The sequence below is a fragment of the Curtobacterium sp. VKM Ac-2889 genome, from assembly GCF_015350855.1.
Taxonomy (GTDB): domain Bacteria; phylum Actinomycetota; class Actinomycetes; order Actinomycetales; family Microbacteriaceae; genus Curtobacterium; species Curtobacterium poinsettiae.
Genome location: NZ_JADKSC010000005.1, coordinates 40,837 through 67,448, shown reverse-complemented (window position 1 = coordinate 67,448; position 26,612 = coordinate 40,837). Strand labels below are relative to the sequence as shown.

The 26,612-nt window shown below is 70.3% G+C and carries 23 protein-coding genes; 13 read left to right on the top strand and 10 right to left on the bottom strand.

Features of this window, described 5'->3' with window-relative positions; all coding sequences use genetic code 11:
* Nucleotides 1-84: 84 nt before the first annotated feature.
* The 5 genes from ITJ50_RS15385 to ITJ50_RS15365 all read left to right on the top strand — a co-directional run bounded on the left by ITJ50_RS15385 (nucleotide 85) and on the right by ITJ50_RS15365 (nucleotide 7,680).
* Nucleotides 85-5,442, top strand: a complete 5,358-nt coding sequence (locus ITJ50_RS15385; protein ID WP_194590862.1) for a DUF6531 domain-containing protein — start codon at nucleotides 85-87, stop codon at nucleotides 5,440-5,442.
* Nucleotides 5,439-5,963 (top strand): Imm26 family immunity protein, encoded by a 525-nt coding sequence (locus ITJ50_RS15380; RefSeq protein WP_071250846.1) that lies wholly within the window; start codon nucleotides 5,439-5,441, stop codon nucleotides 5,961-5,963. The genes ITJ50_RS15385 and ITJ50_RS15380 overlap by 4 nt, the downstream gene beginning before the upstream one ends.
* Nucleotides 5,964-6,128: 165 nt before the next feature.
* Nucleotides 6,129-6,539, top strand: coding sequence for a DUF6188 family protein (locus tag ITJ50_RS15375; protein ID WP_194590861.1), 411 nt, complete (start codon nucleotides 6,129-6,131; stop codon nucleotides 6,537-6,539).
* Complete coding sequence (locus ITJ50_RS15370) at nucleotides 6,536-6,952, top strand: DUF6188 family protein (RefSeq protein WP_140448014.1); 417 nt, start codon at nucleotides 6,536-6,538, stop codon at nucleotides 6,950-6,952. Before ITJ50_RS15375 ends, ITJ50_RS15370 begins: the two co-directional genes overlap by 4 nt.
* Entirely contained in the window at nucleotides 6,949-7,680 is a 732-nt protein-coding gene (locus ITJ50_RS15365; RefSeq protein ID WP_194590860.1) for a hypothetical protein, read from the top strand. Before ITJ50_RS15370 ends, ITJ50_RS15365 begins: the two co-directional genes overlap by 4 nt.
* Nucleotides 7,681-7,842: 162 nt before the next feature.
* Here ITJ50_RS15365 and ITJ50_RS15360 read toward each other — a convergent pair whose 3' ends face one another.
* Complete coding sequence (locus tag ITJ50_RS15360) at nucleotides 7,843-8,184, bottom strand: ribonuclease E inhibitor RraB (protein WP_071250850.1); 342 nt, start codon at nucleotides 8,182-8,184, stop codon at nucleotides 7,843-7,845.
* 87 nt (nucleotides 8,185-8,271) lie between these two features.
* Nucleotides 8,272-8,400 carry a hypothetical protein gene (locus ITJ50_RS17685; RefSeq protein ID WP_267237865.1) on the bottom strand — a complete coding sequence of 43 codons (129 nt, stop codon included), beginning with the start codon at nucleotides 8,398-8,400 and terminating at the stop codon, nucleotides 8,272-8,274.
* On the opposite strand from ITJ50_RS17685, the gene ITJ50_RS15355 reads away from it, so the two are divergent.
* Both ITJ50_RS15355 and ITJ50_RS15350 read left to right on the top strand, forming a co-directional pair.
* On the top strand, nucleotides 8,393-8,713 hold the full coding sequence (locus ITJ50_RS15355) for a hypothetical protein (RefSeq protein ID WP_139179670.1): 321 nt from the start codon (nucleotides 8,393-8,395) through the stop codon (nucleotides 8,711-8,713). The genes ITJ50_RS17685 and ITJ50_RS15355 overlap by 8 nt on opposite strands.
* A 1-nt stretch (nucleotide 8,714) precedes the next feature.
* On the top strand, nucleotides 8,715-9,086 hold the full coding sequence (locus ITJ50_RS15350; protein ID WP_194590859.1) for a hypothetical protein: 372 nt from the start codon (nucleotides 8,715-8,717) through the stop codon (nucleotides 9,084-9,086).
* Between the two features lie 227 nt (nucleotides 9,087-9,313).
* Here the strand turns inward: ITJ50_RS15350 and ITJ50_RS15345 are convergent, their stop codons facing one another.
* Nucleotides 9,314-10,537 carry an alpha/beta fold hydrolase gene (locus ITJ50_RS15345; RefSeq protein ID WP_017886109.1) on the bottom strand — a complete coding sequence of 408 codons (1,224 nt, stop codon included), beginning with the start codon at nucleotides 10,535-10,537 and terminating at the stop codon, nucleotides 9,314-9,316.
* 23 nt (nucleotides 10,538-10,560) lie between these two features.
* Between ITJ50_RS15345 and ITJ50_RS15340 the strand changes: the two genes are divergently transcribed.
* The 4 genes from ITJ50_RS15340 (at nucleotide 10,561) to ITJ50_RS15325 (ending at nucleotide 15,972) form a co-directional block, all read left to right on the top strand.
* A complete protein-coding gene (locus tag ITJ50_RS15340) occupies nucleotides 10,561-11,142 on the top strand; it encodes a DUF3000 domain-containing protein (RefSeq protein ID WP_017886108.1) in 582 nt (193 codons plus the stop codon).
* Nucleotides 11,139-12,482: an HRDC domain-containing protein gene (locus ITJ50_RS15335; RefSeq protein WP_416354622.1), complete on the top strand. Its 1,344-nt coding sequence runs from the start codon at nucleotides 11,139-11,141 to the stop codon at nucleotides 12,480-12,482. The genes ITJ50_RS15340 and ITJ50_RS15335 overlap by 4 nt, the downstream gene beginning before the upstream one ends.
* A 128-nt stretch (nucleotides 12,483-12,610) precedes the next feature.
* The gene (locus tag ITJ50_RS15330) at nucleotides 12,611-13,831 is read left to right on the top strand and encodes a thiolase family protein (protein ID WP_081612195.1); all 1,221 of its coding nucleotides are present in this window, start codon (nucleotides 12,611-12,613) and stop codon (nucleotides 13,829-13,831) included.
* A 2-nt stretch (nucleotides 13,832-13,833) separates the two neighbouring features.
* Nucleotides 13,834-15,972 (top strand): 3-hydroxyacyl-CoA dehydrogenase NAD-binding domain-containing protein, encoded by a 2,139-nt coding sequence (locus ITJ50_RS15325; RefSeq protein ID WP_159556376.1) that lies wholly within the window; start codon nucleotides 13,834-13,836, stop codon nucleotides 15,970-15,972.
* A gap of 107 nt (nucleotides 15,973-16,079) precedes the next feature.
* On the opposite strand, the gene dxs is transcribed toward ITJ50_RS15325, so the two are convergent.
* From dxs to dut, 5 genes are all read right to left on the bottom strand, one after another.
* Nucleotides 16,080-18,017: a 1-deoxy-D-xylulose-5-phosphate synthase gene (dxs, locus tag ITJ50_RS15320; RefSeq protein WP_194590858.1), complete on the bottom strand. Its 1,938-nt coding sequence runs from the start codon at nucleotides 18,015-18,017 to the stop codon at nucleotides 16,080-16,082.
* A gap of 132 nt (nucleotides 18,018-18,149) precedes the next feature.
* Nucleotides 18,150-20,987, bottom strand: coding sequence for an aconitate hydratase (locus ITJ50_RS15315; RefSeq protein ID WP_194590857.1), 2,838 nt, complete (start codon nucleotides 20,985-20,987; stop codon nucleotides 18,150-18,152).
* 128 nt (nucleotides 20,988-21,115) lie between these two features.
* Nucleotides 21,116-21,895: a DUF3159 domain-containing protein gene (locus ITJ50_RS15310; protein WP_017886102.1), complete on the bottom strand. Its 780-nt coding sequence runs from the start codon at nucleotides 21,893-21,895 to the stop codon at nucleotides 21,116-21,118.
* Between the two features lie 32 nt (nucleotides 21,896-21,927).
* Complete coding sequence (locus ITJ50_RS15305) at nucleotides 21,928-22,650, bottom strand: DUF3710 domain-containing protein (protein WP_017886101.1); 723 nt, start codon at nucleotides 22,648-22,650, stop codon at nucleotides 21,928-21,930.
* The gene (gene dut / locus ITJ50_RS15300; RefSeq protein WP_017886100.1) at nucleotides 22,647-23,138 is read right to left on the bottom strand and encodes a dUTP diphosphatase; all 492 of its coding nucleotides are present in this window, start codon (nucleotides 23,136-23,138) and stop codon (nucleotides 22,647-22,649) included. Before dut ends, ITJ50_RS15305 begins: the two co-directional genes overlap by 4 nt.
* 63 nt (nucleotides 23,139-23,201) lie before the next feature.
* On the opposite strand from dut, the gene ITJ50_RS15295 reads away from it, so the two are divergent.
* Nucleotides 23,202-23,633, top strand: coding sequence for a DUF3093 domain-containing protein (locus ITJ50_RS15295; RefSeq protein ID WP_194590856.1), 432 nt, complete (start codon nucleotides 23,202-23,204; stop codon nucleotides 23,631-23,633).
* Nucleotides 23,634-23,762: 129 nt separating this feature from the next.
* Here the strand turns inward: ITJ50_RS15295 and ITJ50_RS15290 are convergent, their stop codons facing one another.
* Nucleotides 23,763-24,062 carry a DUF4193 domain-containing protein gene (locus ITJ50_RS15290; RefSeq protein WP_017886098.1) on the bottom strand — a complete coding sequence of 100 codons (300 nt, stop codon included), beginning with the start codon at nucleotides 24,060-24,062 and terminating at the stop codon, nucleotides 23,763-23,765.
* A 297-nt stretch (nucleotides 24,063-24,359) separates the two neighbouring features.
* Between ITJ50_RS15290 and sepH the strand changes: the two genes are divergently transcribed.
* Complete coding sequence (gene sepH / locus ITJ50_RS15285; RefSeq protein WP_159556382.1) at nucleotides 24,360-25,388, top strand: septation protein SepH; 1,029 nt, start codon at nucleotides 24,360-24,362, stop codon at nucleotides 25,386-25,388.
* Nucleotides 25,389-25,419: 31 nt separating this feature from the next.
* Here the strand turns inward: sepH and ITJ50_RS15280 are convergent, their stop codons facing one another.
* A complete protein-coding gene (locus ITJ50_RS15280; protein WP_194590855.1) occupies nucleotides 25,420-26,586 on the bottom strand; it encodes an alkaline phosphatase family protein in 1,167 nt (388 codons plus the stop codon).
* Nucleotides 26,587-26,612 lie beyond the last annotated feature (26 nt).

Here is a 26,612-nt window from a genome sequence, read left to right as displayed (position 1 = left end):
GTCCGTCGGTTCAGCCAGTCCTCTGGCATTTCAGTCGCTGGCCGTGCCAGGATGGGCCGGTCAGCACCACGGGGGGAATTGACGATGGCGAAGATCCACGGGAACGATCCGACCGGCTACTCGTACGGCGCGGCGGACACGCTCAAATCGGCTTCGACGGCGCTCGCGTCGTCGATCGGCGGCCAGTCCGGATCGCGGTCGTCGTCGGTGACGACCGCGAGTGCAGAGTTCCGGGGGTACTTCTCCGAGGTCTTCGCGGACAACGCCGACATCGGTGCGCGCAGCGCGACGAAGCTCGTCGAGTCGTTGCAGAGCCTGTCGGGGTTCGTGCAGGAGCTCCGCGACGCCGCGAAGGACGAGGACGACCGGCGGAAGCAGGCGAAGGCGTGGGACGCCCGCAAGCGTGAACGCGAGGAGAACCTCCTCGTCGCTGCCGGGCACGAGGTCTCGACGTGGTTCGGCGGGGGCGACGACCCGAAGCCGCCGGAGCCCGAGCCGGAGCCGCGACTGCAGGCGGAGGAGGTCAGCGTCAAGGGCCGCGAGATCCCCGCGGGTGGTGGGACCAGCGGTGGGACGTCGTCGGCCGTCCCCGAAGACCTCCGCTCCTTCGAGGCGAACACCCGGACGCTCGACTCGGACCTGTCGAGCGCCGTCTCCACGTTCCGCAACGCCCTGAGCGACTACGAGGCCGAGTGCAACCCCTGCTGGGGCACCCTGAACGCCCAGTCGCTGCTGACCGCGGTGAACGACTGGCTCACGGCGAACGGGCAGGACGCCGACTGGGCGGGCACCGTCGCCGCGCAGTTCGAGGCCGCCGGTGGTGGTGCCGGGCCCGCGACGCTGTCGGACGCGGCGATCGCGGCCGCCCTGTCCTCGGCGGGGATCGACGCCGGACGTGACGACTTCACCATCGGACCCTTCTCGGCGATGGGAACGCCCCCGACCAACGGGTTCGCCGACGACCCCGTGAACACCGCGACAGGGAACTTCCTCGAGCCCGAGACCGACCTGTCCTTCGCGGGGCAGGCTGCGTCGCTCCGGTTCACCCGGATGTACAACTCGCTCGACGGCCGCATCGGGGTGTTCGGGCTCGGCTGGTCCTCGATCCTCGACATCCGGCTCGAGGTCAGCGACGATGTTGCTTCGGTCGTGCTCGACGACGGTCGGCAGGTCGACTTCCCGCGACAGGGGGACGGGTGGGGCCGCGGCGTCGACGAGGACCTGTGGCTCCGGGCCGAGCAGGACTCGCTCGTCGTGCGGGACAACGCCGGCGGTCGGTGGGCGTTCACGCCGTCCGGACTGTGGCTGAGCTGTGCGCGTGGAGCGGGCACCGCCGTGACCGTGCGACGCGACGAGCACGACCGGATCACCCGGCTCTCGCACGTGTTCGGGCGGTTCGTCGACATCGAGTACCGCGGCGACCGGGTGGCGTCGGTGACGGCGTCGGACGGGCGACGCGTCGAGTACCACTACGACGACGCCCGCCGGCTGGTCCGGACGACCGATGCCGTCGGCAGTCGCGTGTACCGCTGGAACGCGGACGGGCTGATCGACCGAGTGACCGCGGCGACGGGGGTCGTCGAGTGCGAGAACACCTACGACGACCGCGGCCGGGTCGTCGAGCAGCGCACACCGTTCGGTCGACAGGTCCGGTTCACGTACCTGCGGGGGCGGGTCACCTCGGTGTCGGACGTCGACGGGGCCCACGCGAACACCTGGATTGCCGACCGGAAGGGCCGCGTCGTCGGGATCATCGACACCGACGGGCAGCGCCAGTCGATGTCGTACGACCCGCACGGCAACCTCGTCTCGGTGACCGAGCGCGACGGCCAGGTGACCGTCCATGGGTACGACGAGCGGGGACGGCGCGCCCGGACCGTGACACCGGAGGGCGCCGACCTGACCTTCGGGTACGACGAGCAGGACCGCATGACCACGGTGGTCACCGCGAACGGCGGGGTGGTCGAGTACGAGTACGCGGGCGAGGACCGGAACCCCTCCGTCGTCATCGACCCTGTCGGCGGTCGCACGCTGCTCGAGTGGCGGGACGGCCTGCTCGTGGGGACGACCGATCCGATGGGCGTCGTCGTCTCCTTCCACCACGATGCGTCCGGTGAGCTCATCGGGGTCGAGAACGCCGTCGGTGACACCGCGCAGTTGGTCCGCGACCCCGGAGGCCGGATCATCGAGGCGGTCACACCGCTCGGCAACCGGACCCGGTACCGCTACGACGCCGCCGGACTGCTCACCGCGCGTGAGGACCCGGACGGCGGGCTGTGGCGGTTCGAGCACGGCGACGGCGGTCGGGTCACGGCGACGATCGACCCGACCGGTGCGCGCACCGAGGTCACCTACGGCCAGCACGGCGAGATCGTGTCCACCACGGATCCCCTCGGTCGCGTCGTGACGAAGGACTTCGACGCCTTCGGCAACGTCTCGTCGATGACCCTGCCCGACGGTGCCGAGTGGGCGTTCGTGCACGACGCGCTCTCCCGACTCGAGGCCGTGGTCGACCCGGCCGGCGGCACCTGGAAGCGCGAGTACGACGCGGTCGGAGCCCTCGGTGCCACGGTCGACCCGACCGGTGTCCGCACCGAGGTGCGTCGCTCGCGCGCGGACGGCGTCTCCACGGTTCGCGACGCCTTCGACGCCGTTTCCGTGACGACCGACGAGTTCGGGCGTCCGACCCGGTTCGAGCACGCGGACACGTCCGCCGAACTCACGACGTACGACGCCTGCGGCCGCCCGGTCGAGCTCGTCGGCGCGGACGGGGGCCTCACCCGGATCGAACGTGACCTCGCCGGACGCGTCGTCGCCGTCACCACCCCGGCTGGCCGAACCACCCGGTACGAGTACGACGCGTGCGGTCGCCCGGTCAACGCGATCGACCCGGCCGGCGCACGCACCACGCTGACCTACGACGCCGATTCGCGGGTCGTCGCGCGCACCCTGCCGACCGGCGAGGTCGCCCGGACCGAGTACGACCGCCAGGGTCGGGTCGTCCACGCCGACGTCCCCGGAGTCGGCACCGTGCGGTACCGGTACGACCGGGTCGGTCGCGTGGTCTCGGCGCGGGACACCCGCTTCGGCCAGCGGAGCTTCCGGTACGACGCCGCCGGACAGCTCGTCGCCGCGGTGAACGGGCTCGGCGGCACCACCCGCTACGAGTACGACCAGCGTGGACGACTCGTCCGCACCGTCGATCCGCTGGGTGGCGTGACCGTCCGGACGTACACGCAGCTCGACAAGGTGGCCTCGTCCACGGATCAGCTCGGGCGCACGACGATCGCGACCTACGACACCGCCGGACGACAGCTCACCCAGACCGACCCGGACGGCGCTGTGCTGCGGTGGGAGTACGACGCAGCTGGTCGGGAATCCGCGCAGTACGCCGGTGACCGGTTGATCGGCCGCATCGACCGCATCGACCGCGATTCCCGCACCCGCACGGTGACGATCACCGACGAGACCCGTCCGGACTCCCCCACCGCCCACGTCCTCGAGTTCAGCCGACTCGGGCAGCTCGTCCGCCGCTCAACCGGCGCGCGCGAAACGCGGTGGACCCACGATGCCGACGGGCTCCGCACCTCGGTGCAGTCTCCCGACGGGTCCACGACCCGGTACGAGCACGACGCGGCAGGGCGGGTCGTCCGGGTCGAGCACTCGGTCTTCGGCGAGGCCCGGTACGAGCACGACGCGGCAGGGCGACTCCTGCAGGCCCGCGCCGGCGATCAGCTGCAGACCTGGGAGTACGTGAACGGACACGTGGTCCGGCACGCGCGCATCGACGCGGAGGGCACGCAGGTCAGCACGGTCGCACGCGACGCCGATGGGCGGATCACCCGGGTCGACGGCGCCGGGAAGAGCGTCTCCTACGAGCACGACGATGCCGCACAGCTCGTGGCCGCCGTCCACGAGGGTGGTCGCACGGACTGGGTCTACGACGCGGCGGGGCGTCTGGTCGAGGAACGGACGGACTCCGCGGCCCGACGGTTCACGTACGACGCCGCCGGACAGCTGAGCAGGGTCGACGCTCCGGACGGATTGCCCGAAGTGGAGTACGCCTACGACGGCGCTGGTCGTCGGGTGCAGGCGCTCCGAGCCGACGGCGTGACGACCACGTACGGCTGGACCCCGCAGGGTCACCTCACCGGGGTGGCGGAGTCCACCGCGGCAGGCAGCACCACAACCGACCTGCAGGTCGACGCCCTCGGTGAACTCGCCGATGTCGACGGCGTCCCGATCGACTGGGACACCGCCGCGTTCGCGCCGACGCTCCTGGCCGTCGGTGACGAGCCGGTGCTCCGCGCTCCCGGCGGCCTGATCGGGGTGGACGACCGCTGGATCACCAGCGGTCGACGCACGACCAGAGCAGCCGACGAAGCCGACCCGTGGCAGACGCTCGTCGACCTCGGCGGCTCCGGTCTGCCGGGCGGGGTCGCCCTCGGCGCCGACGGTTCGCTGCAGGTCGCCGGCCTGGAGTGGATGGGTGCTCGCGCCTACGACTCGTCGTCGCGCGGCTTCCTGTCCGTCGACCCGATCAGCGCGCCCGCCGGAGCAGCCTGGGCCGGCAACCCGTACTCGTTCGCCGGCAACGATCCGCTGCACGCCATCGACCCGCTCGGTCTCGCGCCCGTCACCGACGCGGAGCTGGAGGCCTACGCGGCAGCCGAACAGGGTCCGCTCGCCCGGGCCGCTGCAGCCACCGGTGACTGGTTCGCGGACAACTGGGAGTACGTCGCCGGCGGTGCCATGGTCGTCGCGGGCGGGGTGCTCGTCGCCACCGGCGTCGGCGGTCCGGTCGGCATGATGCTGATCAGCGCCGGTGCCGACACCATCATCCAGAAGGCCACCACCGGCGAGGTCAACTGGGGCCAGGTCGCCGTCAGCGGGGCCTTCGGTGCCGTCGGCGGTGGCGCCGGAGCCCTGATCGGCAAGCAGCTGGTCAAGAACGCAGCAGAAGGTGCGGCGGAGAACGTCGCGAACTACGCGGTGAGTGGCCAGCCGGTGACCCCCGGCGGCCTGCTCCGGAACGCTGCCGAGGGTGCGGCGACGTCGGCGGCCACCGGCGGCACGATGTCGAAGGTCCACCTGCCGACGTCCGTGGCGAAGCTCGGCGACGAGACGCCGGTACCACCGGGCATCATCTACCGGCGCACGGACATCACCGACGGCCTGAAGCCCTACATCGGACAGACCAAGAGTGAAGACCACTTCCTCCTGCGCCAGGCCGCTCACGCACGAGAACACCCGGATGCGGCGTTCAGATTTGAGAGGATCGACAGGGGGCACCCAGGAGTCGACCTGGACCGTCGAGAAGAGTTCCACATTCGCAACGAAGGCGGACCCACGAACAAGGGCAACCCGGATGGCGGCCTGTCCAACAAGCGCCACCAGATGAGCGACAAGCGTTACGACGCGGCAGGAGGAAGCCCGTATTGAGTACGAAACAGCAGGTCTACAGGATCACGATCGGCGACATCTTCACAGTGCCCCTCGGCGACGGCAGGGCTGCCCTCGGACAAGTGATCGGCAAGTACAAGAGTTCGTTCTACGTCGTCGTCTTCGATCTGGTCGTTCCTGAAGATGCAGTTCAGAGCCTCGACCTCAGCGAGGTGGCCGCAACTCCGCCACTCCTGGCCCGGATGACGTTCGACGCCCGATTCCGACCGGGGATGTGGCAGATAGTGGGCCACCGCGCTCCGGATCAGGCACGTTTCCTGCCCGCCTACAGCTTCGGATCAGACGACTACGACGGAGTCCGGGTGACGAACTTCGACGGAACGAGAATGCGCCGGGCAACGGGACAGGAGGCTACCCAGGTCCCGCGGCTCACGATCGATTCCCCGATCGTCCTCGAGAAGGCGGTTCGTGCTCACTTCGGTCTGGAACCGTGGCTCCCGGCCTACGACGAAGTTCGATATCGTCCAACTCCTACGTCGTCCGAATTGTTCGGCGACTAGCAGTCCGTGAACGACGATCCTGAATCACCCAGGGAGATCATGATCTGGATGAGGAAGAGGAACGTCGACAGTCTTGAACTTCCGGGGTTCACAGATGCGACGCGGGATGAACTCCGCCGGCCCTCTGTCGTCGGCTCCGCGCAGATTTCGGACGAGTGAACGATCGTGACCCGTGACACGGCAGACTCCACCGGGGGCGCGATGACCGTCGAGCGCGCGGGCACGCTCGACCTCATAGGCGTCGACTTCCGGCTCGAGCTGGGGTTCGGCAACGGGTACCGCGTCCAGCTCGAATCCGAGTGCACCTTCACCGACCGGTCCGGAAGCACCGCGGTCGTCGATCCCGACCGCAAGGACTCACTGCTCCCGGTCCTGCGGCTGTTCGGTGCCGAGCTCGTTCGGAGTTCGACCGAGAACGGCGTACTGACGCTGGTCTTCGACGGCGGGGACACCCTCGTCGCCGGTCCCGATGCCGAGTTCGAGTCCTGGCAGGTCTCCGGGCCGAAGGGTCGCCCGACCCGCACCGAGCCGCCGACCGGAAGCACGGGCACGGGCACGGAAGGAGATCGAGGATGAGCGGCGTTCCGCGCCAGCCCTTCGCGCTGGACATCGCCGGCGACACCGTCGACTTCATCGGCATCGACTCCGACGTGACGATCCGCTTCTCGAGCGGTGCGTCGCTCCGGTTCGAGACCGACTTCGCGCTGACCGGCTCTGACGGGGAGCACGCGTTCCTCGATCCCGGCGACAAACCGTCCCTGCTCGAGCTCCTTGCCCTGCACAACAAGGTCGTCTCGGACGGTGCAGTCACGGGCGCGCGGATCGCCATCCGGTTCGCCTCGGGTGAGTTGCTCGAGGGCTGGTCGAACCGCCGAGGTCCGTCCTGGCACTACAGCGAACCGGGGCGCGCACGAGTGGACATCGACGTTCTGCCCGACGGCGAGGTCCGGTACCGACACAGCCCGTCGTCCGCGGAGATCCGACGGTGACCGACGCGCCCCCGGCCATCTCGATCCACCATCTCCGAGCGGTCACCGATGAATCGACCGTGGAGCTCCCGGACCGTGTCATCGACGTCCTCGCCGCAGTGGGATCGAACGCCCAGGTGCTCGTCTCCGACGTGACCGCACGCTCGTTCGCAGCGGTCATCCGGCAGTCCTACTCGAAGCAGGAGCCGAACCTCGTGCCGTTCATCGACCCACTCGAAGCCCTCGGCGACGAGCTGGTCCTGATCTGTCAGGTCGAGCACGGGGATGAACTCGTGACGGTCGTGTTGCGCGCGACGGACCGAACGCTCGTGGCAGCCACGGCGATCGACCGTTCCGTCGGGGTCGTCCACATCTCGGTCCAGGAGCTGTGCGCGCGGCTCCGCGCATCAGACGCTCCGGGGGCGGAACTGGCGCTCGAGGTGGCATCGCGGTGTCTGGCCGAGGAACGGCTGCGCATCTTCGAGCAGGGCGCGCTGTCGACGGCACGCACCTTCCTGACGAAGTACAGGATTGCCGCCGAAAAGGGCTTCGACGTGCGCGGACTCGACGAGTTCGCCCGTGCGCTCGTGCCGCTCGGCGACGAGCAGCCGGGGTTCTGCATCGTGCAGGCTGACACCTCGGTCGGAATCACGGCGTTCACGCCCGGCAGGACCGACATCCTCGCTGCCATGAGCGTGGGCGGCCTCTCGCCCCAGACCGAGACGACAGAGGAGACCGGATCACCATGACAGCGCCGAACGACCTCGAGGTGGTCACGTACACGATCCCCGCTGATCACATCGTGCTGCCCGATCTGGTGCACCAGGCTCGGACCTGACCGCCGAGATCACCCCTGGTCGTCCGGATCGACTCATTCTCGAGGAGTTCGGGCGAGGCCAGCAAACGACGATCTAGATGCTCGCTTCGTAGCCGTCCCACTGCGCGCCGGAGGTCTCCGCGGTGATCCCTTCGAAGAACCGCACCGCCTCGCCGAGTCGGGCGTCGTCGACGAGCACGTTCTGCTGATCGGCGGCGACGTACCACTCCGCACCCGACGGCTTGACTGCGACGTTCCACCCGGCGGCGGCGATCCGCGCGGAGGCAGCCCTGGCGGACCCTCCGTCCGGGAAGTAGACGAAGTGCACCCAGTCGCGCGGCTGGGACAAGTCGCCGCCCCGCTGCACGATCTGCTGCAGCACGGGGTTCGTCGGCAACGAGGGCACCGTGTCGGGGCGCTTGCGGAACGGCCACATGGGTCGATTGTCGCAGACGGCACCACCGACAAACGGGAGGCGCGGTGCCAGCTGACACCGCGCCTCCCGTCCGCCCTGCGGTCGCGTCTACCGCGCGCTGGCCGCCCCGCGCCACTGGACCACCTCGGTGAGCCACGCGAGGATCCGGGCGTCGAACCAGTCGGCATCGTGGTTCCACAGCGCGACGACGTCGCCGGCGACCGGCGGGGTGCTCAACCAGGTTGATCTGCCGACGGCGGTGAAGAAGCTCGGCGACGAGTTCCCGACGCCCTTCGAAGGTCAGAAGATCTCCCGTGTCTACGGCGGAGATGCTCAGGCGACCGGTGCCTCATGGTCGCCGTCCCACCCTGGTTCTGTTGCCGACCACCGCGACGTCGCAGGACTACCGTCAGGGAAGACCGAGCCCGATCACAGCGTGAACTCGGGGCAGTTCCTGCTCGAAGCAACGTTGCGCGACCCCCTCCCGAACGGCATCGAGAAGCGCGCGATCCAGCTCGATCGCGTCAGCGGCATCAATCCGGAGTTCTGACATGCAAGAAGTCTTCTTTCTCTCGTCCATGGACAGCAAGCGGTTCTCGTCCGTCTTCCGGTGCGAAGTGGAACGACCGATCGAGCTCCCGAACGGTCACCATGCGCTGATGGTCAGCTGCGATCCGCCGCTGAACGGTCAGGAGCTCGGCCACCCGCTGGGCGTCGGGGAGCTGTTGCTCTGGAGTCGCTTCGAAGACGAAGACCTCTGGACGTTCCCCGCTTTCCCGCACTTCGTCCAGATCTGTCTCCCTGACGCCGATCTGCCTGTCTATGCCATGCCGCCGAGCATCGCATGGGGCGAGATCTACAAGACCGAGGCAGACGCGCACGCCCACGAGATGAGCACTCGCCCGCGCTCCTCGACGAAGTGATCGATCTGGTCGGCAAGCTCCGGCAGACTCGCGAACCGCCCGACGAGGCAGCAGGAAGCGCCTCGAACGGAGCGATCGCCGGACCACCCGCTTCGTGAGCAGGAATGGTCGGGTGTCGGACGGCGACCCGACCATTCCTGCTCACCAAGCGACCGAACGGACGCAGGAACGGACGGGAGGCGCGGTGCCAGCTGACACCGCGCCTCCCGTCCGTCGTTCGGTCGTCTCTACCGCGCGCTGGCCGCGCCGCGCCGCTGGACCACCTCGGTGAGCCACGCGAGGATCCGGGCGTCGAACCAGTCGGCGTCGTGGTTCCAGAGCTTCGTGTGCCGGGCCGTGGTCTGGATCTCGAGCCGGACCAGGTCGGGCCGCGCGCGCGCCAGGTCGTGCGAGGCCGAGGACGGCACGAAGCCGTCGTCGTCGCTGTGCAGCAGCAGGATCGGCACCGTGAGTTCGTCGGCACGGGTGACCATGTCGAGCTCGCGCAGGTCGACGGGCCGCTGCAGCCCGGCCAACCGGTAGAGCACGGGCGTGCGGAGCAGGCGCTGTGCGACCTTGCGGACCGGCCGCGGCAGGCGCAGGAGCTGGCTCTGCGACTTCAGGACGGCGTGCCAGTCGACCACGGGTGACTCGAGCACGACCCCGTCGACCAGCCCGGCGAACCGCGAGCGGAGCAGGGTCTGCAACACGACGGCGCCACCCATCGACCAGCCCATCAGCACGACGCTCTGGGCGTCCTGCGCGGTGAGCCAGCGGAGCACGGAGTCGACGTCCTCCCACTCGGTGCTGCCGAGGCCGTAGCGACCGTCGACACTGGGCGGGGCGACGCCGTCGTTCCGCCACGAGGCGAGGACGACCGAGTAGCCGGCGGCGCGGAAGACCGGGACGGCGCGGATGGTCTCGGCGCGGGTGACACCACGGCCGTGCACCAGCACGGCCCACGGGGCGTCCGGATCGTCGGCGCGGACGACCCATGCCGGGGCAGGGCCGTTCGGGGTGGGGATGTCGACGTCCTCGACGGGCACGTCGAGTTCGCCGGGTGTCAGGTAGAACCAGCCGCCCCAGCGACCGCGACGGGCGGCGGTCGGGTCGCCGGCGTCGATGGCGATGATGCGGCGGGTGACGGTGGTGTCGGTCGTGCCGAGCACTTCGCCGACGCGCATGTGTCCGGTGCCGCCGCCGAACCAGAGCGAGTAGCGGCCCTGCAGTTCCGTGTCCGCGGTGCGCTCGATCGTGACGGTCTTCCGGACCGGGTCGACGGCGTGGATCGGCACGCGCTCGTTGCGCTTGCGGTCAGGCGTGACGACGGCGCGGGCGACGGCGGCGACGAAGCCACCGATGACGGCCGTCCCCACCGCTGCTGCTGCCAGACCGGCGCCGAGTGCGATGAACCCGGCCGATCGAGCGGTCTCCTGGACGACGTCCTCGGCGGGTCGCGCGGATCGGGACATGGCCCGGAGCCTAGTCTGCATGTGTGTCCGAAACCCGAGAGCCCGACGCCTTCGCGCGGCTCCGCGCGTTCGTGTCCGGCGGCAGCGGCCGTGCCGAGACCACCGTCACCGAGATCCCCTCGCCGACCCGGATCGCACCGTTCTCGATCGCCCTGGCGGCGGACGTGTCCGGCACCGCGCACGGGGTCGAGTCGGACCTGGGCACCGGGCGCTTCATCGCCCTGTACGACCCGGAAGAACCCGAGGGCTGGGGTGGCGCGTTCCGCGTCGTCTCGTTCGCCCAGGCGCCGCTCGAACCGGAGATCGGCGTCGACGAGTTCGTCGCGGACGTGACGTGGAGCTGGCTCGTCGACGCGCTCGAGTCGCACGGTGCGACGTACGACCACGCCTCGGGCACGGCCACCAAGATCATCTCGCGCGGGTACGGCGACCTCGCCGCACAGGGCGACGGCGCCCAGCTGGAACTCCGCGCGTCGTGGACACCACGCGGCGACGACCTCACCGCACACGTCCGGGCCTGGCAGGACATCGTCGCCATGCTCGCCGGTCTGCCTCCCGCATCGGACGGCGTGACCCTGCTGGCCCCGAGGAGGCTCGCCAAGTGACCGATCCCGCTCCCCAGGACGCCGCCAGCCCCGCTGCCGGCTCGGCTGCTCCGGCTGCCGCTGCCGGCACAGCTGCTCCAGCTGCCGCTGCCGGCTCGGCTGCTCCGGCCGCCGCTGCCGGCCCCGCCTTCGAGGCGTCGCACGACGCCGTCAAGGTCATCGACACGCACGACGAGTACCTCGACGCGGTCGCCGCCATCGCCGCCGGGCACGGCCCCGTCGCGGTCGACGCCGAACGCGCCAGCGGCTACCGCTACTCGCAGCGCGCGTACCTGATCCAGGTGTTCCGCCGTGGTGCCGGTGCGTTCCTGTTCGACCCGATCCCGATCGGCGACTTCTCCGCCCTGCAGGCCGCCATCGTCGACGAGGAGTGGCTGTTCCACGCCGCCTCGCAGGACCTGCCGTGCCTGCAGGAGGTCGGCCTCGTCCCGACCCGCATCTTCGACACCGAACTCGGCGCCCGCATCGCCGGCTTCCCCCGTGTCGGCCTCGGTGCCGTCGTCGAGCAGTTGCTCGGCATCACCCTGGCGAAGGCGCACTCGGCCGCCGACTGGTCCACCCGTCCCCTGCCCCAGTCGTGGCTCGTCTACGCATCGCTCGACGTCGAGCTGTTGCCCGATCTGCGAGACGCCCTCGCCGAGAAGCTCGACGAGGCCGGCAAGTCCCGCATCGCGGCCGAGGAGTTCGACGCGGTGCTGCACCGTGCACCGAAGCCGGCCCGCGCCGAGCCGTGGCGTCGGTTGTCGGGCATGCACGCGCTCCGTGGTGCCCGCGCCCTGGCGATCGCCCGGTCGCTGTGGCTCGCCCGTGACGAGTACGCCCGACAGGCGGACATCGCCCCGGGCCGCACCATCCCCGACGCCGCGATCGTCGCCGCTGCGGCCGCCGCACCCGAGTCGCGCGCCGAGCTGGGGGCGCTGAAGGCCTTCACGGGCCGCGCCAGCCGTTCCGAGCTCGACCGCTGGTGGGCCGCCGTCGACGAGGGCCGCACCACCGAGGACCTCCCCCGCCTGCGTGGTGCCGGCGAGGCGACGCTCCCGCCGCCGCGCGCCTGGGCCGACCGCAACCCCGCGGCCGACCGCCGGTACAAGGCCGCGCGCGCCGCGGTGACGAAGCGTGCCGAGGAGCTCGACATCCCGCTCGAGAACCTGCTCACGCCGGAGACACTCCGGCTCGTGTCGTGGGCACCGCCGTCGCCGGTGTCGACCGAACTGGTCGGAGCCGCCCTCGCCGAGCACGATGCGCGCCCGTGGCAGGTCGAGGAACTCTCGTCGATCATCGCGTCGGCCTTTGTCGTTGCTGCACAGCGGCCCGCCGCGACGGACGACGACGAGTCGTAGGAACTGCCCAACCGGCATGCGGCCGCCCAGGGTGGGGGCATAGCGTCGGCAGGGTCGCCGGGCGAGGCCCGGCCAGGCCGGAGCGACCTGCGTTCCGGCCCGATCGAAGAGGATCTGGGAGGCCCGGATTGCCAAAGGCATCAGACGTCGTGTTCGTGGACGGCGTTCGCACACCGTTCGGACGAGCCGGCGAGAAGGGGGTGTTCTGGAAGACGCGGTCCGACGACCTCGCGGTGCACGCGATGCGCGGACTGCTCGACCGGAACGACTCCCTCGACACCGCAGCGGTGGACGACGTCGCCGTCGCCGCGACCACGCAGCAGGGTGACCAGGGCCTGACGCTCGGGCGCACGGTCGGCATGCTCGCAGGCCTGCCGAAGTCGGTGCCCGGCTACGCGATCGACCGCATGTGCGCTGGCGCCATGACGAGTGTCACGACACTCGCGGGTGCCATCGCCTTCGGTGCCGCCGACGTCGCGATCGCCGGTGGGGTCGAGCACATGGGCCGCCACCCGATGGGCTTCAACGCCGACCCCAACCCGCGTTTCGTCGCGGAGCGCATGGTGTCGAGCGACGCCCTCGTCATGGGCGCCACCGCCGAGCGCCTGCACGACCGCTTCCCCGCGATCACGAAGGACCGCACGGACGCCTACGCCGTCCAGTCCCAGCAGCGCTACGCCGCCGCCTGGGCGAACGGCAAGCTGCAGCCCGACGTCATCCCGGTCGAGGTCAACAAGGGCGACGGCTGGGACGTCATCAGCACCGACGAGCCGCCCCGGCCGGGTACCACCCTGGAGGCGCTGGCCGCCTTGAAGACGCCGTTCCGGCCCCACGGACGGGTCACCGCCGGCAACGCAGCCGGACTCAACGACGGCGCGACCATGAGCCTGCTCGCGTCCGAGGACGGTGCGAAGCAGCACGGCCTGTCGACGAAGATGCGCATGGTGTCGTTCGCCTTCGCCGGCGTCGAGCCCGAGGTCATGGGCGTCGGCCCGGTCCCCGCCACCGACAAGGCACTGTCGAAGGCCGGACTGTCGATCGACGACATCGGCCTGTTCGAGATCAACGAGGCGTTCGCCGTCCAGGTGCTCGCCTTCCTCGACAACTACGGCATCGCCCAGGACTCCCCGAACGTGAACGCGTGGGGCGGCGCCATCGCCGTCGGCCACCCGCTCGCGTCGAGCGGTGTCCGACTCATGAACCAGCTCGCGGCGCAGTTCGCCGAGCGACCGGACGTCAAGTACGGCATCACCACGATGTGCATCGGGCTCGGCCAGGGCGGCACCGTCATCTGGGAGAACCCGAACCACAGCAAGTCGGCCGAGCGTTCCGCTCGGAAGGGGGCGTGACCATGACCATCGTCGACAACGACCGACTGGCCGAACTCAGCGAGGACGAGGTCGTCACCCACTCGTTCGTGAAGCACGTGACCATGCCCTCGGGCGGCACGCTGGCACTCATCACGCTCGACAACGGCAAGGACTACAAGCGGCCGAACACCCTCGGACCCCGCACGCTCCGTGAACTGTCCGGGGTGCTCGACACCCTGCGGACCGAGGCCGCCGCCGGCACGATCCAGGGCGTCGCGATCACCGGCAAGGAGTACTGCTTCGCGGCGGGGGCCGACCTGTCCCAGGCCGCAGCGGTCCCGTCGCGCGAGGCCGCGCACGACCTCGCCGCCCTCGGGCACGCCACGCTCCGCAAGTTCGCCGACCTCGGAGTGCCGTCGTTCGCGTTCGTGAACACCCTGGCGCTCGGGGGCGGGCTCGAGATCGCCCTGCACTGCACGTACCGGGCCTTCTCGTCCGCCGCGCAGGGCATCGGCCTGCCCGAGGTGTTCCTCGGCATCATCCCCGGCTGGGGTGGCGCGACACTGCTCCCCCGCCTGATCGGCCCGGAGCGCGCGCTCCGCGTCATCGTCGAGAACCCGCTCAAGAACAACCGCCTGATGGACGGTCCGGCCGCGGTCGAGATCGGCATCGGCGACGTCCTGGTGCCGTCCGTCACGTTCCTGCCCTCGTCCGTTGCCTGGGCCGATCGTGTCATCACCGGCGCGACCAAGGTCGTGCGGAAGAACGAGCCGGGCATGCTCGAGAAGGCGGCATGGGGCACCGTCGTCAAGGTCGCGCGTGGCCAGGTGGCGTCGAAGATCGGCACCGTGCCGAAGTCGCCGTTCCGAGCACTCGACCTGGTGGCCGCCGCCAAGTCGGGCTCGCTCGACGAACGGTTCGCCGACGAGGACGACGCCCTCGCCGACCTGCTGTCCGGCGACCAGTTCGCCGCGTCGATGTACGCCTTCGACCTCGTGCAGAAGCGCGCGAAGAAGCCCGTCGGCGCTCCGGAAGGTGTCGAACCGAAGAAGATCACCAAGGTCGGTGTCCTCGGCGCCGGGCTGATGGCCTCCCAGTTCGCACTGCTCTTCGCCCGCCGTCTCGGGGTCCCCGTGGTCATCACCGACGTCGACCAGTCCCGTGTGGACGTCGGTGTCGAGCGGATCCGCGGCGAGGTCACGAAGCTGCTCGACAAGGGCCGGATCTCCCCCGACGACGCCAACCGCATCACCGCACTCGTCCGCGGGTCGGTGTCGTACGACGCCTTCGCCGACGCCGACTGGGTGATCGAGGCCGTCTTCGAGGAGATGACCGTCAAACAAGAGGTCTTCCGGAAGATCGAGCAGGTCATCGCCCCGGACGCCATCCTCGCCACGAACACGTCGTCGCTCTCCGTCGACGAGATGGCGTCGGTCCTGACGAACCCGGAGCGGCTCGTCGGCTTCCACTTCTTCAACCCGGTCGCGGTCATGCCGCTGCTCGAGGTGGTGCGCGCGGCGAAGACCTCGGACGAGGCCCTCGTCACCGCCCTCGCCGTCGCGAAGACCCTGAAGAAGACCGCGGTCATCACCGCGGACCAGCCCGGCTTCGTCGTCAACCGGGTGCTCGCCCGGGTGCTCGGCGAGGCGATGCGCGGCGTCGAGGAAGGCACCTCGTTCGACACCGTCGCCCAGGGTGCCGCACCGCTCGGCCTGCCGATGTCGCCGTTCGAGCTGCTCGAGCTCGTCGGGCTGCCGGTCGGTGCGCACGTGCTCGACTCGCACCACGCCGCCTGGCCGGAGCGCTTCTACCCCGGCGACGGCCTGAAGAAGATCGCTGAGCACGGGACGATCCTGACCCGCGACAAGAAGGGCAACGCGACCGGGTACGACCCCGCCGCCGTGAAGCTCGTCGCACCGTCCAAGAAGGACGCGAAGCCCGTCGACGCCGCCGAGATGCAGCGCCGGTTCGAGGACGCCCTGGCCGACGAGCTGCACCGCATGCTCGAGGACAAGGTCGTCGAGCACGTCGAGGAGATCGACCTCGGGCTCATCCTCGGCGCTGGCTACCCGTTCCAGGCCGGTGGGATCAGCCCGTACCTGGATCGCTCCGGTGCCTCCGAGCGTGTCTTCGGCGGTACGTTCCACGAGCCCCGGATCGTCGGCCCCGCTTCCCGCTAGGCCCAGTACGCAAAACACCGGTGTTCGCGCACCGAACACCCGTAAACCGCGGAGTGCAGCGCGAACACCGGTGTTTTGCTGACCGGACCCGGGCCCGGGCCGAGCGGTCAGCGGTCGGACGCGGCCGACTCGCGGGAGCGCGCGGGCTTCGCCTGTGGCAGCTTCGTCCCGACGACCTGGTCGATGACGTCGCGGGCGATGGCCTGCGCCGTCAGCCCAGCGTCGGCGAGGATCTGGGACCGCGTCGCGTGGTCGATGAACGCGTCGGGCAGCCCGAGCTCGTTCACCCCGGTGTCGACCCCAGCGGCACGCAGGTCCTGCCGCAGCCGGGTCCCGACGCCGCCGACGCGCACACCGTCCTCGATCGTGATGACGAGCCGGTGTGAGCGCGACAGTTCGATGAGCGAACCCGGGATCGGGACCACCCAGCGCGGGTCCACGACGGTGACGCCGATGCCCTGCGCCTCGAGCAGCGCCGCGGCCTCGAGTGCCACCGGCACCATGGACCCGACGGCGACGAAGAGGACGTCCTCGACGTCGTCCGCGGCGGCGTGCAGCACGTCCACACCGTCGGGGAGACGACGGACCGCGGGGATGTCCGGCCCGACCTGCCCCTTCGACCACCGCAGCACGGTGGGGGCATCGTCGACGGCGATCGCCTCGCGGAACTCCTCACGCAGTGTCGCGGCGTCGCGCGGTGCGGCGATCCGGATCCCCGGCACGACCTGCAGCAGTGCGAGGTCCCACATGCCGTGGTGCGACGGGCCGTCCGGACCGGTGATGCCGGCACGGTCGAGCACGAACGTCACGCCGGCCCTGTGCAGGGCGACGTCCATCAGCACCTGGTCGAACGCCCGGTTCAGGAACGTCGCGTAGAGCGCCACGACCGGGTGGAGTCCCCCGTACGCCAGGCCCGCGGCGGTCGTCACGGCGTGCTGCTCCGCGATGCCGACGTCGTACACGCGGTCGGGGTGCTGCTCCTGGAACAGGTGCAGCCCGGTCGGCCGGAGCATCGCCGCCGTGATCGCCACGATCCGAGGGTCCGAGGCGCCGGCCTCGGCCAGGGAGGACGCGAACACCGAGGTCCACGAGGGGCCCGACGCGGCGTCGAGCGACTCGCCCGTCTCCGGGTCGATGTGGCCGACGGCGTGGAACTGGTCGGCCTGGTCGCGCAGGGCGGGCTCGAAGCCGTGGCCCTTCTCCGTGATGACGTGCACGATCACGGGAGCGCCGTACTCCTTGGCCTGCCGGAGCGCAGCCTCCATCGCCTGCTGGTCGTGCCCGTTCACCGGGCCGATGTACTTGATGTCGAGGTTCGAGTACAGCGCCTCGTTGTTCGTCAGTCGCGACAGGAAGCCGTGCAGGCCCCCGCGCATGCCGCGGTACACCGCACGACCCGGAGCACCGAACCGCGCCGCCACGGCCTGCGTGCTCTCGTACAGGGCCCGGTACTCGCGGCGGGTGCGCACGGAACTCAGGAACCGCGCCATGCCACCGATGGTCGGGGCGTACGAGCGGCCGTTGTCGTTGACGACGATGACCAGGCGCCGGTCGTTGTCGTCAGAGATGTTGTTGAGCGCCTCCCACGTCATCCCACCGGTGAGGGCGCCGTCCCCCACCACCGCGACGACGGAGCGGTCGGTCTGCCCGGTCTGCCCGAACGCGCGGGAGATTCCGTCGGCCCACGACAACGACGACGACGCGTGCGAGGACTCGACGATGTCGTGCTCGGACTCGCTGCGCTGCGGGTAGCCGGCGATGCCACCGCGTTCGCGCAGCTTGGAGAAGTCCTGCCGCCCGGTGACGAGCTTGTGCACGTACGACTGGTGCCCGGTGTCGAAGACGAAGGGGTCGTTCGGCGAGTCGAACACGCGGTGCATCGCGAGCGTCAGCTCGACGACACCCAGGTTCGGCCCGAGGTGCCCACCGGTCTTCGCGACCTCGGCGACCAGGAAGCGCCGGATCTCGGCGGCGAGGTCGGTCATCTGCGCGTCGGAGAGACGCTTCAGGTCGCGCGGCGACGTGATGCTGGCGAGCAGGCTCACGGGCGCTCCTTTCGTGGGGCTGTCGGCCCACTCTATTCTCGGGACCCGACAACGGACGGGAGGCCCGTGGCGGTGTCGCCACGGGCCTCCCGTCCGTCCTGTGGTCGCGTCAGCGACCCGTGCGCACGTCGCTCAGACGAGCGAGCGGAGCACGTACTGCAGGATGCCGCCGTTGCGGTAGTAGTCGGCCTCACCGGGGGTGTCGATGCGGACGACCGCGTCGAACTCCACCGGCTGCTTGCCGGCGGGCGAGTGCTCGCTCGGCGTCGCGGTGACGTGCACGGTCTTCGGGGTGCGGCCCTCGTTCAGCTCGGTCAGCCCGGAGATCGACACGACCTCGGTGCCGTCGAGGCCGAGGGACTCGACCGTCTCGCCCGCCGGGAACTGCAGCGGGACGACGCCCATGCCGATGAGGTTCGAGCGGTGGATCCGCTCGAAGCTCTCGGTGATGACCGCACGGACACCGAGCAGGTTCGTGCCCTTCGCCGCCCAGTCACGGGACGAACCGGAGCCGTACTCCTTGCCGCCGAAGATGACGAGCGGGATGCCCTGCTCCTGGTAGTGCTCCGAGGCGTCGTAGATGAACGACTGCTCGCCGTCCGGCGTCGTGAAGTCACGGGTGTACCCGCCCTCGACGCCGTCCAGCAGCTGGTTGCGCAGACGGATGTTCGCGAACGTGCCGCGGATCATGACCTCGTGGTTGCCGCGACGCGAGCCGTAGGAGTTGAAGTCCTTGCGGTCGACGCCGTGCTCGGCGAGGTACTGACCGGCGGGGCTGTCGGCCTTGATCGAACCGGCCGGCGAGATGTGGTCGGTCGTGACCGAGTCGCCGAGCTTCGCGAGCACGCGGGCACCGGAGATGTCCGCCACCGCGTCGGGCTGCATCGTCATGCCCTCGAAGTACGGGGGCTTCCGGACGTAGGTCGACTCCTGGTCCCACTCGAAGGTGTCGCCCGTCGGGGTCGGCAGGTTCTTCCAGCGGTCGTCGCCCTCGAACACGGAGCCGTACTCGTGGGTGAACATCTCGGTGTCGATCGAGGTGTCGATGACCTGCTGCACCTCGGCCGCGTCGGGCCAGATGTCGGTCAGGTAGACGTCGTTGCCGTCCTGGTCGGTGCCCAGTGCGTCCTTGTCGAAGTCGAAGTGCATCGACCCGGCGAGGGCGTACGCGATGACCAGCGGCGGGGACGCCAGGTAGTTCATCTTCACGTCGGGGTTGATGCGGCCCTCGAAGTTGCGGTTGCCCGAGAGCACCGCGGTGACGGCGAGGTCGTTGTCCTGCACGGCCTGCGAGATCTCCTCGGGCAGGGGGCCGGAGTTGCCGATGCAGGTCGTGCAGCCGTAGCCGACCGTGTAGAAGCCGAGCTGCTCGAGGTAGGTGGTGAGACCGGCCTTCTCGTAGTAGTCGGTGACGACCTTCGACCCCGGCGCGAGGGTGGTCTTCACCCAGGGCTTCGCGGTGAGGCCCTTCTGCGCGGCGTTCCGGGCGAGGATGCCGGCGGCCATCATGACCGACGGGTTCGACGTGTTCGTGCACGACGTGATCGCGGCGATCGCCACGGCACCGTGGTCGATCGTGAACGTGTCGCCGTCGGCGATGGCGACCGAGGTCGGCTTCGAGACGGTGCCGGGCGCGCTCGAAGCGTGCACGGGGACCTCGGACCCGGGGGCGTCCTGCAGGTCGTCCACGGCGTGCTCGTCACCGGGGGCCGCGGCCACCGGGTCGGACGCCGGGAACGTGTCGGCGACGGCCTTGTCCTCTTCGCTGTGGTCGATGCTCGCGTAGTTGGCGAGGTCGACCTCGAACTGGTCCTTGGCCTTCGACAGCTCGATGCGGTCCTGCGGACGCTTCGGGCCCGAGATGGAGGGCACGACCGTGGACAGGTCGAGCTCCATGTACTCGGAGTAGTTGGGCTCGACCGAGGCGTCGTGCCACAGGCCCTGGGCCTTGGAGTACGCCTCGACCAGGGCGATCTGCGCCTCGTCGCGACCGGTCAGGCGCAGGTAGTCGAGCGTGACGTCGTCGACCGGGAAGATCGCCGCGGTGGAACCGAACTCGGGCGACATGTTGCCGATGGTGGCGCGGTTGGCGAGCGGGACGGCGCTGACGCCCTCGCCGTAGAACTCGACGAACTTGCCGACGACGCCGTGCTTGCGGAGCTCCTGCGTGATGGTGAGCACCACGTCGGTCGCGGTCACGCCGGCGGGGATCTCGCCGGAGAGCTTGAAGCCGACGACCTTCGGGATGAGCATCGACACGGGCTGGCCGAGCATCGCGGCCTCGGCCTCGATGCCGCCGACGCCCCAGCCGAGCACGCCGAGGCCGTTCACCATCGTGGTGTGCGAGTCGGTGCCGACCAGGGTGTCCGGGTACGCGTAGGTCTCACCGTCGAAGTCACGCGTGTAGGTGACCTTCGCCAGGTACTCGATGTTCACCTGGTGCACGATGCCGGTGCCGGGCGGGACGACCTTGAAGTCCTCGAACGCGGTCTGGCCCCAGCGGAGGAACTGGTAGCGCTCACCGTTCCGCTCGTACTCCAGGTCGGTGTTGCGCTGCAGGGCGTCCGTGCTGCCGAACAGGTCGGCGATGACGGAGTGGTCGATGACCATCTCGGCCGGCGACAGCGGGTTGATCTTGTTCGGGTCGCCGCCGATGTCCGCCATGGCCTCGCGCATGGTGGCGAGGTCGACGATGCACGGCACACCCGTGAAGTCCTGCATGACGACGCGCGCCGGCGAGAACTGGATCTCGGTGTCGGGTTCGGCGTCGGGACGCCAGGAGCCGAGCGCCCGGATCTGCCCCTCGGTGACGTTCTTGCCGTCCTCGGTGCGGAGGAGGTTCTCGAGCAGCACCTTCAGGCTGTAGGGCAACTTCTCGTGCCCGGGAACCGAGTCGATCCGGTGGATCGCGTAGTCGACACCCCCAACCGACAGTGTGTCCTTCGAGCCGAAGCTATTGACTGCAGCCACCGTGCCGCCTCCCTACTGATCGGTTTGCCCTCATCCTCGCGGGCCGTGGACCGTCCCACCAGCAAGGCAAACCTAATCCCGCGGACACGTGCGCGCCCGGCAGGAACTATCTTGATGTCGAGAGAACTCTACACCGCGGCGACGTCGTCGCGCCGGACGAACACGGTGCGGACCAGCAGCCACGTCACCCAGAGCACCGCCGCGTACAGCGGCACGCCGAGGATGAGCTTCAGCCCGGCGAGCAGTTCGACCTGCGCTGTCAGGTAGAGCGGGACCTCCACCGCGAGCCGGACGGCGAACAGGCCGACCCATATCCAGGTGGCGACCGTCAGGACCCGCCGCTTGACCGGGTCGGCACGCCAGTCGACGTGCGAGCCGTCCTCGTTCGCGGGCAGCAGGAAGCCGACGACGAGCCCGATGAGCGGCCAGCGGATCGCCAGCGTGATCAGCAGCCCGACGAGCCAGACCGCGTTGATGATGATGCCGGGGATGAAGTTGCTCTCCGCGCGGCCGGTGATGAGCGCGAGGCCGGCCGAGACCGCGACGCCGAGGATGCCCGCGAACGACATCGTCACCGACTGCCGCTGCACCAGCCGGAGCACCACGAACACCAGGCCGACGACCACCGGGATCACGACGCTGGGCACGAGCTCCTTCGTGATCGCGTAGACGACCAGGAACGCGAACCCGGGCAGCACCGACTCGGCGAGCCCACGAACCCCGCCGACCGCGCCCAGCAGGGCCCGACCGGACGGTGCCTCGCCGGGCGCGACGCGGGCGATGCCGGCGTTCTGCACCGCGTCACGGAACTGCGCGGAGAACGACGGCGCCACCGACGACTCAGCTGCCGGTGCAGCGGGGTCGGGGCCAGCCGTCTCGGGTCGTGGGGTGTCGTCGTGGTCCGGCACCGTGCCTCCAGGCGGGGTTGCTCGTCAGGCCGTCAGATCGCGGTCTGCGTCGACTTGGGCATGTGCAGCGGGATGAGGTCGCGCGGCGGCATCGGCGTCGTGCCGCGCACGACGACGACGCTGCGGAACAGCTCCTCGATCTCGCTGGCGTCGTCGGGCTGCTCGGCGGCCTTGCCGGCGATCACGCCGCGCAGGAACCAGCGCGGGCCGTCGACGCCGACGAAGCGGGCCGGACGGGAACCGGCGGTGCCGCCGTCACCATCCACGGCGACCGGCACGGACGCCCGGAGCTCGGGGCCGAACGGGCCGTCGACCTCGGTCACGACACCGCCCTGGCGCTCGATCTGCTCGGCGATCTGGGCGCGGATCTCGTGCCACAGGCCGGTGGACCGGGGCGCGGCGAACGGCTGGACCTGCAGCGTGGAGTCGTCGTAGTCGAGCCCGACCGCGACGACGCGCTGCGAGCCCTCCTCGACCTCGAGGCGCAGGTGCAGGCCCTCACGCGGGAGCACCTTCACCCCGCCCAGGTCGACGTAGGGGCGGACCAGGTTCGCCTCGGTCTCGTCGTGGGGGCCGTTCTCGGCCCGGTCGTCCGGAGCGGACTTGTCCGTCGGGGCGACCGCGTCGACCTCGTCGTGGTCCGCGTCTGCATCGGTCGCGATGTCGACCTCGGGGGACGTGTCCGCGACCTCGATGTCGTCGGCGACGGCGTCCGCCACCTCGACCTCGTCCTGCTTGCGTCGGCCGAACTTCATGCGCGCGTCCCTTCCTGAGCGTCTGCGGCGGCACCGTGCACGGCGCCGCTCCGGTCACCGTAGCCCGACGAGCCGAACCCGCCCTGTCCGCGGACGCTGTCCGGCAGCTCGTCGACCCGGGTGTAGGTCACCTGCGGCACCGGCATCACGATCAACTGGGCGATGCGGTCGCCCACGTGGACCTCGTACGGTTCCGTCTGGTCCGTGTTGAGCAGCGCGACCTTGATCTCGCCGCGGTAGCCGGAGTCGACGGTGCCGGGGCTGTTCACGATCGTGATGCCGTGCTTCGCCGCCAGGCCGCTGCGCGGGACCACGAACGCGGCGTACCCCTCGGGCAGCGCGATCCGCAGTCCGGTGGCGGCCAGGTGTCGCTCGCCCGGCTGCAGCACGAAGGCCTCGGTGGAGACGAGATCGGCACCCGCGTCGCCGGGGTGGGCGTGGCCGGGAGCGTGCTCCCCGGTCCAGAGGACGTCGACTGGTTCGGTCACGTGACGAGGGTAGTGCAGCCGTGACCGTTCCGTGACCTCGTCCGCTCGTGATCGAATGGACCCGTGACCCTGTACCGCGAACGACTCTGGGCCCCGCCCGCCCTGTACCTGGCGACGGCGCTCGTGATCCCCGCCACCCTGCTCGTCTTCCTCCCCATCAGCGTCCTGGCCGGCGTCCTCGTGGCGATCGGGATGGAGCTCGGGGTCCTCGTGCTCCTGTGGGTACTCGCACCCACCATCGAGGTCACCGACACCGAGTTCCGCGCGGGCAAGGCACACCTCCCCCGGACGCTCGTGGGCACGACCGAGGCGTTCGAGGGCACGGCGGCCACCGAGCAGCGCGGCCCGGCACTCGACGCCCGCGCCTGGACCCTCTTCCGCGGCTACGTGCGGGGGGTCGTCAAGGTCGAGGTGCGCGACGACGCCGACCCGACGCCCTACTGGCTGATCAGCGTCCGCCACCCGGGCAAGGTCGTCGAGGCGCTGCGGTCCTGACGGACCATGGGCAACGGCCCTGGAGGCGCGGCTCGGCCCCGCCTCGCAGCCCACGACGAAGGCCCCGCATCCCATCGGGATGCGGGGCCTTCGCTGATCGTTGCGTCGAGGACGACGCGGCTGTGCTCGCTAGAGCGACGCGCACTCCGCGCAGACCGGTCCGAGCTTCGACTCGTGGTCGAGCTGGGAACGGTGCTTCACGAGGAAGCACTCGACGCAGGTGAACTCATCGACCTGCGGGGGCAGCACCACGACGTCGAGGTCGACGTCGCTGAGGTCCTGCCCGGCGAGTTCGAAGCTGCCGGGGTTGTCGGAATCATCGTCGACGACCCCCGACATCTTGTCGGGAACGCGCTCCTTGAGGGCCTCGATCGACTCTGAGTCAGAGTTGTCGTCGGTCTTCCGGGGGGCGTCGTAATCGGTGGCCATGCCCATCCATTCTCGTATCGAGAGGTCGTCGCCGGGTGATCGGCGGCGACAGTTTGCACCACGCCCCGCCGATGCGCAAACCGAGTGCTGCGGCGGGTCGTGCTGGCTGTGCAACCGGTGACCCGAACCGGACATTCCCGACACCCGTTGCCGGGCTCCGGCGCGCTCTCGGATCGGCCTGCGGATGTGCGCGGCACGCCCGTGCGCCTCCCCGGAAACCGTCCGTCCTCCCTGCATACTCACGGGGTACGACAGCAGGACCGTACGCGACGCTGGGAAGGCGGAACCATGCAAGACGTGAGAGTCATCGGAGTCGAGTCCGGCGCACTCCTCCTGGCGACCGACGGCGGCACCGAGTTCCGGTTGCCCGTCTCGTCGTCGCTGGCGGGTCAGGTGCGCCAGGCGAACCCCGACGCCGGTCCGCAGAAGCGGGTCTCCCCCAAGGACGTCCAGGCACGGATCCGCGGTGGCGCCGACGCCGCCGACGTGGCTGCCGCGCTCGACGTCGACGTCGAGTACGTCCGTCGCTTCGAGGGTCCGGTCCTGGCGGAGCGGGCCTTCATCCTCGACGCCTCGCACCGCGTCCCGGTCACCCCGGTCGACGACGAGGCCCCCGACACCTTCGGTCCCGCGATCACCGCGAAGCTCGAGGCCGGCGAGGCCACCGCGATCACCTGGGGCTCCTGGAAGCACCCGGAGAGCGGCTGGCAGGTCCGCGTCCGCTACACCGCGGGCGAGGTCGAGCACGACGCCCAGTGGCGTTTCGACCCGAAGACCTCGACCCTCGCGCCCGACAACGGTGACGCCCACCGGCTGTCGCACACCGACGACGAGGGCATCGCCCCGCGCCTGCGTGCGGTCGAGTTCGAGCAGCAGGACGACGACGGCACCCGCTTCGACTCCGGAGCCTTCCGCGTCGACGAGCCGGAGCAGCCGGCCGCCGAGCCCGAACCGTCCCAGCACGCACCGCTCCGTGCGCCGCTGCCCCGCATCGGCCAGGCCACCGTGGAAGAGCGTGCTCCCGGCAACGAGACCGCCGACCTGCTCGAGGCGCTGCGCCGTCGCCGTGGTGAGCGTGAGGCCGCGTCCTTCGGCGAACAGCGTGACGAGCCCGCCCGCGGGACCTCGATCAGCGTCGTCGACATCCCGCTGCAGGGCTTCGAGGACGGCGGCGCGAACGACACCGCACCGCAGTCGACCGACGGCCGTCCGGCCTCGGCGCCGGAGCCCGAGAGCCGTGGCGAACGCAAGAAGCGCAGCCGCCGCTCGATGCCGAGCTGGGACGAGATCGTCTTCGGCACCCGCCCGGACGACGACCCCGCCTGATCCGGACGACCGCGCGTCGGCGCCGACGCCCCTAGTGGGCGAAGGCGCCGGCGAGCCGGAGCGGGACGATCGTCTCCTCGTCGGTCATCGCGCCGTGCTGGCCGATCATGCGCTTCGGTGTCTCGTCCTCGCGCAGGGCTCGGTCGTCGTTGAACGCCCACGAGCCTCGCGCCACGACGAGCACGTCACCGATCCGCGGCACCACCTCGTCGGACACCTGCCCGAACCACCCGGCCTCGATCGCCTCGGCACGGCTGGCGACGGACGCCTTCTTGCCGTAGCGCGCCCGGAACGCGCCGACGAGGGCGCGGACGTCGGTGCCCGGTGCGACCGTGAGCTGTCGGCAGCGCGGGTCTCCTGCGACACCGACGACGTCGGTGAGCAGCAGCGGGTCGATCGCGATGTTCGCGTGGTCCGGCACGTCGAGCACACCGTGGTCCGCCGTCACCAGGACCCCCACGTCGTCGGCGCTGCGGGCATCGAGGCGGGCGAGTTCCCCGTCGAGCAACTCGAGCGCGGCCGTCCACCGGTCGGACTGCCAGCCGGACTTGTGGCCGATCGAGTCGAGCTCCGGCACGTACAGGTAGACGAACGACCGGCCGGAGTCCGTCTCGGCCAGGGCGGCGTCGACCCGCTGGGCGATCGAGTCCGCCGACACGTACCGCGCACCGCCGAGCACGTTCGCGGTCATCCCGGACGATCGGTACCGGTCCGGCCCGACGACGACCGGGTCGAGTCCGAGCTCAGCCGCCCGGGTGAACAGCGTATGCGTCAGGAACCAGTCGGCGGGCACCTCGGTGTCCCAGCCTCCGAGCAGGTTCATCACGGCACCGGTGTCCGGGTTCCAGCCGCTGTAGCCGATCACCCCGTGGGTGCCGGGCGAACGGCCCGTCGTGAGCGTGCTCAGTGCGGCCGCGGTCGTGGTCGGGAACCCGCTCCGCAGCTTCTTCGCGGTGCCGGTGCCCTTCGCGCCGGTCAGCCAGCGGGCGTGCCCGGCGCGCGCGGACAGCGCGGCGGACCCGAGGCCGTCGACCAGCACGACGATCGCCGAGCGGGCGGGGCGGAGGGTGATCCGGGCCTCCAGGCCGTTGCCACGCAACCACGCATCGTCCGCTGCACCGAGCGCGACGAGGCAACTCGGGAAGACGTCGGCGAGGTTCGCGACGCCGTCGGGGGCCGTCGGTACGCTTGTTCCCATTCCACGAGTCTTCCAGACGACTCTGG

Excerpts from the sequence above, each read along its gene's own strand:
- ITJ50_RS15385 (WP_194590862.1), top strand. The coding sequence starts at position 85 with ATGGCGAAGATCCACGGGAACGATCCGACCGGCTACTCGTACGGCGCG.
- ITJ50_RS15370 (WP_140448014.1), top strand. The coding sequence starts at position 6,536 with ATGAGCGGCGTTCCGCGCCAGCCCTTCGCGCTGGACATCGCCGGCGAC.
- ITJ50_RS15360 (WP_071250850.1), bottom strand. The coding sequence starts at position 8,184 with ATGTGGCCGTTCCGCAAGCGCCCCGACACGGTGCCCTCGTTGCCGACG.
- ITJ50_RS15350 (WP_194590859.1), top strand. The coding sequence starts at position 8,715 with ATGCAAGAAGTCTTCTTTCTCTCGTCCATGGACAGCAAGCGGTTCTCG.
- ITJ50_RS15345 (WP_017886109.1), bottom strand. The coding sequence starts at position 10,537 with ATGTCCCGATCCGCGCGACCCGCCGAGGACGTCGTCCAGGAGACCGCT.
- ITJ50_RS15325 (WP_159556376.1), top strand. The coding sequence starts at position 13,834 with ATGACCATCGTCGACAACGACCGACTGGCCGAACTCAGCGAGGACGAG.
- ITJ50_RS15305 (WP_017886101.1), bottom strand. The coding sequence starts at position 22,650 with ATGAAGTTCGGCCGACGCAAGCAGGACGAGGTCGAGGTGGCGGACGCC.
- ITJ50_RS15290 (WP_017886098.1), bottom strand. The coding sequence starts at position 24,062 with ATGGCCACCGATTACGACGCCCCCCGGAAGACCGACGACAACTCTGAC.
- ITJ50_RS15280 (WP_194590855.1), bottom strand. The coding sequence starts at position 26,586 with ATGGGAACAAGCGTACCGACGGCCCCCGACGGCGTCGCGAACCTCGCC.